Origin of the sequence: Neobacillus drentensis, from assembly GCF_036965425.1 — a bacterium.
Taxonomy (GTDB): Bacteria; Bacillota; Bacilli; order Bacillales; family Cytobacillaceae; genus Neobacillus; species Neobacillus drentensis_F.
On the sequence record NZ_JBALPP010000205.1, the window covers coordinates 1 to 5,783 of the forward strand.

Annotated in this window: 5 protein-coding genes and 1 pseudogene; 5 read left to right on the plus strand and 1 reads right to left on the minus strand. The window is 36.5% G+C overall.

What is annotated here, in order from left to right; all coding sequences use genetic code 11:
* From V7161_RS30020 to V7161_RS30035, 4 genes are all read left to right on the plus strand, one after another.
* Positions 1-797: metal ABC transporter substrate-binding protein (locus tag V7161_RS30020; protein ID WP_335716419.1), on the plus strand; the 797-nt coding region annotated here is incomplete at its 5' end.
* Between the two features lie 202 nt (positions 798-999).
* Positions 1,000-1,149, plus strand: coding sequence for a 50S ribosomal protein L33 (rpmG, locus tag V7161_RS30025; protein WP_335716420.1), 150 nt, complete (start codon positions 1,000-1,002; stop codon positions 1,147-1,149).
* A 120-nt stretch (positions 1,150-1,269) separates the two neighbouring features.
* Positions 1,270-2,469, plus strand: a complete 1,200-nt coding sequence (locus V7161_RS30030; protein WP_335716421.1) for a GTP-binding protein — start codon at positions 1,270-1,272, stop codon at positions 2,467-2,469.
* A 509-nt stretch (positions 2,470-2,978) separates the two neighbouring features.
* On the plus strand, positions 2,979-3,638 hold the full coding sequence (locus tag V7161_RS30035; RefSeq protein WP_335716422.1) for a YcnI family protein: 660 nt from the start codon (positions 2,979-2,981) through the stop codon (positions 3,636-3,638).
* Between the two features lie 815 nt (positions 3,639-4,453).
* Here V7161_RS30035 and V7161_RS30040 read toward each other — a convergent pair.
* Positions 4,454-5,029: a dihydrofolate reductase family protein gene (locus V7161_RS30040; RefSeq protein WP_335716423.1), complete on the minus strand. Its 576-nt coding sequence runs from the start codon at positions 5,027-5,029 to the stop codon at positions 4,454-4,456.
* A 173-nt stretch (positions 5,030-5,202) separates the two neighbouring features.
* On the opposite strand from V7161_RS30040, the pseudogene V7161_RS30045 reads away from it, so the two are divergent.
* Positions 5,203-5,496: pseudogene (locus V7161_RS30045) on the plus strand (SMI1/KNR4 family protein).
* The last annotated feature ends 287 nt before the right edge of the window (positions 5,497-5,783 follow it).

Genomic DNA, 5,783 nt, shown 5'->3' on the forward strand with positions numbered 1-5,783 from the left:
ACTATTTTGCAAAAAAGGTGGCAGGCGACTCAGCAAACGTGGAACTTTTAATACCAAATGGTGTAGAACCACATGATTGGGAACCGACAGCTAAGGATATGGCAAAAATTCAAGACGCAGATGTTTTTATTTACAATAGCCAATACTTTGAACTTTGGACTGAAAAGGTATTGAAAAGTATTAATGATTCTAAATTAAAGGTTGTTGAAGCTTCCAGTGGGATTAAATTGATGGATGCACTGGAATCCGAGGAAGGGGAGGAGCATACTGCTTCTAAAGATCCACATGTCTGGCTTTCTCCTGTGTTAGCTCAGCAAGAAGTTAACACAATTGCTAAGGCTTTGGAACAGGCAGATCCTAGTAATAAAGACCAATTTCAAAAAAATGCAACGGCTTTAAATTCTGAGTTAGCAGATTTGGATCACTTATATAAGGAGACTATCGATAAAGCTAAGAGGAAAGAATTTGTTACACAACATGCTGCATTTGGATACTTGGCAAAACAATATGGACTGACACAAATTCCTATCGCAGGATTGTCACCCGATGTTGAACCAACATTAGGAAAATTAACTGAATTAACAGAGCTGACAAAGAAGAAAAATATCAAAGTTATTTATTTTGAGGAGATGACATCTTCAAAAGTGGCGGAAACGTTAGCTAAAGAAATAGGTGCTAAAACGGAAGTATTCAATCCCTTAGAAGGATTAACGAAAGAAGAGCAACAACAAGGATTAGACTATTTTGGTGTTATGAAAAAAAATCTGGATGCATTGAAATTATCGATTTTAGATTAATTAGTTCACGCTACCTTTTTAGTGCTTTTTCTTTTTGATCTAAAAGGGCAGCGTTTTGTTGGATTTCAAACTAAAAGTGTCAATTTTTTAAAGTGACAATGCTTCAAATAACATAATTTACATATCGAGATTGACAAAATATAAAGAGCTAATGTAAAATTCAAATCGTAATGATTTCGATTTATTGAAAGGAGGAAAGTATATGAGAGTAAAAATAACTTTGCAATGTACAGAAACAGGGGATCGAAATTACATCACTATTAAGAACAAAAGAAATAATCCTGAAAGGCTTGAATTAAGAAAATATTCTCCTAGATTGAAGCGTTATACAATACATAGAGAAACGAAGTAGATATTTTGCAGAGTTGATGGTTAAATCTGCGGACATTAACAATGTTCCAATGATTCATGGATAAGTATAATGTTTAAATCGTAATGATTTTGATTTGAAAAAAAGGAAAGGAAGGATAAAATGAAAGAAAGTAAAATTCCAGTAACCGTTTTAAGTGGCTATTTAGGTGCAGGTAAGACAACATTATTAAATTATATTCTTCAAAACCGTGAGGGATTAAGAGTTGCGGTTATCGTCAATGACATGAGCGAAATTAATGTAGATGCCGAATTGGTTAAACAAGGAGGCGGGCTTAATAGGACGGAGGAAAAACTGGTAGAACTAACGAATGGATGTATTTGTTGTACTTTAAGAGAAGATCTTTTAAAGGAAGTGGAACGGCTCGTCCAAAAAGGAAACATTGATTACATTGTGATTGAATCAACTGGTATTAGCGAGCCAGTCCCAGTTGCTCAAACATTTTCTTATATTGATGAAGAATTGGGGATTGACCTGACCAAGTATTGTCGGCTAGATACCATGGTCACGGTGGTAGATGCAAATAGGTTTTGGCACGATTTTGCGTCTGGCGACCTTCTATTAGAAAGAAATCAGGCATTAGGTGAAGCTGACGATCGATCTGTTGCGGACTTATTAATAGACCAAATTGAGTTTTGTGATGTGTTAGTCCTAAATAAATGTGATTTACTAGAAGAGGAGCAATTAAGACAACTGGAGGTATTTTTAAGAAAGCTCCAGCCTGAAGCAAAATTCCACCGTACCGTAAACGGAAAACTTCCACTTAAAGAGGTATTGAATACAGGTTTATTTAATTTTGAAACAGCAAGCCAGTCGGCAGGATGGTTAAAAGAATTAGCCGCACCTGAGCATAACCCTGAAACGGAAGAGTATGGGATAAGCTCCTTTGTTTATAGAAGTTCGGTTCCATTTCATTCTGAAAGATTTAATCGATGGGTAGAGGAAATGCCTGAAGTCATTGTGAGGGCAAAGGGAATTGTATGGTGTGCAACTAGAAATGACTTAGCTTTATTATTCTCGCAAGCTGGTCCATCGATACAATTGGAGCCTGTTTCTTACTGGATAGCTTCTTTACCTTCTGAACAGCAAGCTCAGTATTTTGAAGAAAATCCTGAATTAAGAGATGATTGGGATGAAAAGTATGGAGATCGGAAAAATGAACTTGTCCTCATTGGAATCGACATGGATAAAAATCTTGTAAAAGCCTCTTTAGACAAATGTTTGTTGACCGATGAGGAGATCACACAAAATTGGAATGAAATGAATGATCCTTTTGTATGGACCATTACGACACCAGTGTAAGATATAAATTTAGCTCTTCCAACAAATAACCTGACAATTAAGAGTATTTAGTAACAATATTTTTACTTATTCCACACAGGGGTATCGTTGAAGCGCTTTGTCCTTTTTATGTGAGAAAAAGTAAGTTTGTGGAGAAATGTACTTAATGTGACGGGTGCAAGAGTTAATGAAGGGAACCGCTGCGGCGATTCTTTTTTCCTGTTGTGCTTAGGGATGGAGATTAGTTGAAGAACGTACTGCCATAAAATTGGCAGTTTTTTATTGTATGGCAATATTTGATTTCAATATTAATAGGTATTTTTTATGATATTGAAAAAAGTAACTGCATACTAATATTAATGTGTTAATAAATGTGATTTGTTGTTAAAACTTCACACATTTTTCACATTTGTATATTGTTTATGTTTTATTAGTATATTATTCTTTTGTATGAAAGCGATTGAATTTCAATTTAACTGGTCGCTTACATAGGTATTAAGTAAAATACCAAATGAGGGGGAAATGTATTAATGAAACGTACAATGAAAAAGATTTCTAAAGTGTTTTTGCCGACACTTTTAAGTTTGTTCTTATTATCAACAGTGGCAAGTGCCCATGTTACAGTCATACCGAAAACGTCCACAACAGGTGCTTGGGAAACGTATACCGTTAAAGTTCCGGTTGAAAAGGAAGTTGCTACAACAAAGATTACGATAAAAGCGCCTGCTGGTGTAGAAATTAAGTCATATCAGCCAGTTCCTGGATGGAAGTATTCTGATGAAAAAGATGCAAACGGAATCGTAAAATCATTTACATTTGAAGCAACAGGTGAAGGGATTTTACCTGGACAATTCCAATCATTTACTTTTGTTGGTGAAAATCCAGAGAATGCCACAAAAGCTGCGTGGGATGCTTTTCAATACTATAAAGATGGCAGTGTAGTAGAATGGACTAAAGACGAAGGTGCAGACACACCTCACTCAATCACAGATATTGTTGCGGGAGCAGCAACAGATGATCATCATGATGATACTGCTAAAACGGAAGAAACTAAAAAGGAAGAAGCAAAAACAGCTGATGTAAAAACAACTGCAACTGATAAATCTAATTCTCTTCCACTAATTTTATCAGTGGTTTCAGTTCTATTATCATTAATTGCTCTTGTGCTTGCATTCCGTAAAAAGAAATAATAAAGCATAAAATGACCTATTCAACAGTTGAATAGGTCATTTTTTTAAGTTCAAATTCAAAATCGAATAGATTTTATCCTATTCTACATTAATAACAAAAGGTATGGTCAATATATGCCCATTGACGTTAAATTGTCCCCAAACTTTGTAAACGCCCTTTGTCGGGAAGTAAGTCATGAATATAACTTCTGGTCCTTTCCCCGTGACATACATGGGATGAATATGCATGAACTGTGTTACTTCTTTATCAATCGCTACTGCATGTCCAACTGTGCCCAAATAAGGCTTTAAATTGGTTAGAGTTATATTGTGAAATAATACACTTAAACAAACGGGTGCAAGAGTTGAAGGTCCAGCTGCCAGACAGGTAGCTTTTTCTTTTTGTGCTAACGGGGCAGGATAGTTTAAGAAGAAAAGAGAATCTATTTACATCCGTTAATACAGTGGGAGAGGAAATTAATTTGGAGATAATTATTGGAATAGGTGTAATTATAACGATTTTTTCAATAGAAGTTCAGTTGAGGAAATTAAATAAAACAAACCAAATGATAGTTGAATTGTTAAAGGAGATAAAGAATAAAGAATAAAGAATGACTAATCGAACTAACGGATGCAAGAGTTAAAGATTGGGATGGCTGCGGCGATCCTTTTTCTTATTTCGCTAACGAAGCAGAATAGTTCAATATAAAGACAAATTTATTTAAAAAAGGCTATGTTAAATCCTGATGTTGATCTTTACGATAAGAAAACCGCCTTGTTGAAGAGGCGGCTTATTGAGCTATCGTATCCGTCTTAATCTGCTTTAGGAGACAAGGTCATCTAACCGTCTGGTAAACGAGGGCTATGGCTCCAGAATCAAATGTCTTGTTTTCAATAAGTTTAAGATTGACCTTCTCCTTGAGACCTTGGAATAACGGCAACCCGCTGCCGATCAGGACGGGAGAAACTGTAATTTTATACTCATCTATTAAATCAAGCTGCATAAGGTAGTGTGCTAACCTAGGACTGCCGAGGATGACCATATCCTTGCCTGGCTGCTGTTTGAGGTTCTTGAACTCTTCCTCGACATCTTCTTTCACCAGTCTGGAATTGTTCCATTCGACTTTCTCCAGCGTCGTGGAAAAAACGATTTTCGCTGTCTTTTCGATCCACTCGGCATGATTCCGTTCATGCTGCGAAGCTGAAGGGTCCGATGGCACAGATGTCCAGTAACTGTGCATCATCTGATAAGTCCCACGTCCCCATATGACAGTGTCGGCAGTACTCAGAATATCTTTCGAGTGTTTCTCAAAGTCAGCATCGTAGGAAACCCAGCCAATGTCCATTTCACCTTTCGGACCTTCTACAAAACCGTCAAGCGATGCGTGCAGAAATAGAACGAGTTTTCTCATTTTTAGTTCTCCTTTGTTCATGAGGGATTTGGATTGCTAATCTATTAACAATTATAAGCAGAAAGCCGAAGTTTGTCATTCGTGTCGGTCACAGAAAACAGGCATGATTTCACCAACATATTTTTCTTATTCGATGCTGTATTCTCATATTCCTTGCTGTCTAAGTAAATGGTGTGTTCGACAACTGGAATTGTCCTTTGATTTGGTCGACTTCCCAAATTATTAAGGGCAATCTATTTTATAGAAATTTTGAAGATTATAGAGATATTTATATGCCATTTGAGAATCTTTTCTTTTTTTCAGACGCAGGTAATGGCGATTTATTTTGTTATGCAATATTAAAAAACGGGGACCATTGAAAAAACGATATTTATGTTTGGAATCACGAGGATGATAGTCGAACCTGGATAGCAGCTTCACTAAAACATTTTATTGAAGGTTGGATTACTGGTGAGATTGGTGTATAGTTGGCTTGAAAAAAATGGAGTTTATGAAGGATTACACTTAAAGTAACGGGTGCGATCGTATTATGGGGTTAACCAGTTTTTACTGGTTGACCTTTTTTATATAGGACCTATTATTTCAGTAGTCAGGGTAGAACGTACGGGTGCGTGGGAGATTGATCTCGTCAACTGAACTGTTCGCCCCCTACTTGTGGAATGATGTTTGAGGCTGGTTGGGACATTTGATCTCGTATAACAAGCGAAGCTATGGAACTACAAGGAGGAATAGGGATAACTGGTGACTAAAACTG

What these genes read in the sequence shown, in the direction of transcription:
- V7161_RS30035 (WP_335716422.1), top strand. Translation starts at nt 2,979, where the DNA reads ATGAAACGTACAATGAAAAAGATTTCTAAAGTGTTTTTGCCGACACTT.
- V7161_RS30030 (WP_335716421.1), top strand. Translation starts at nt 1,270, where the DNA reads ATGAAAGAAAGTAAAATTCCAGTAACCGTTTTAAGTGGCTATTTAGGT.
- V7161_RS30040 (WP_335716423.1), bottom strand. Translation starts at nt 5,029, where the DNA reads ATGAGAAAACTCGTTCTATTTCTGCACGCATCGCTTGACGGTTTTGTA.
- rpmG (WP_335716420.1), top strand. Translation starts at nt 1,000, where the DNA reads ATGAGAGTAAAAATAACTTTGCAATGTACAGAAACAGGGGATCGAAAT.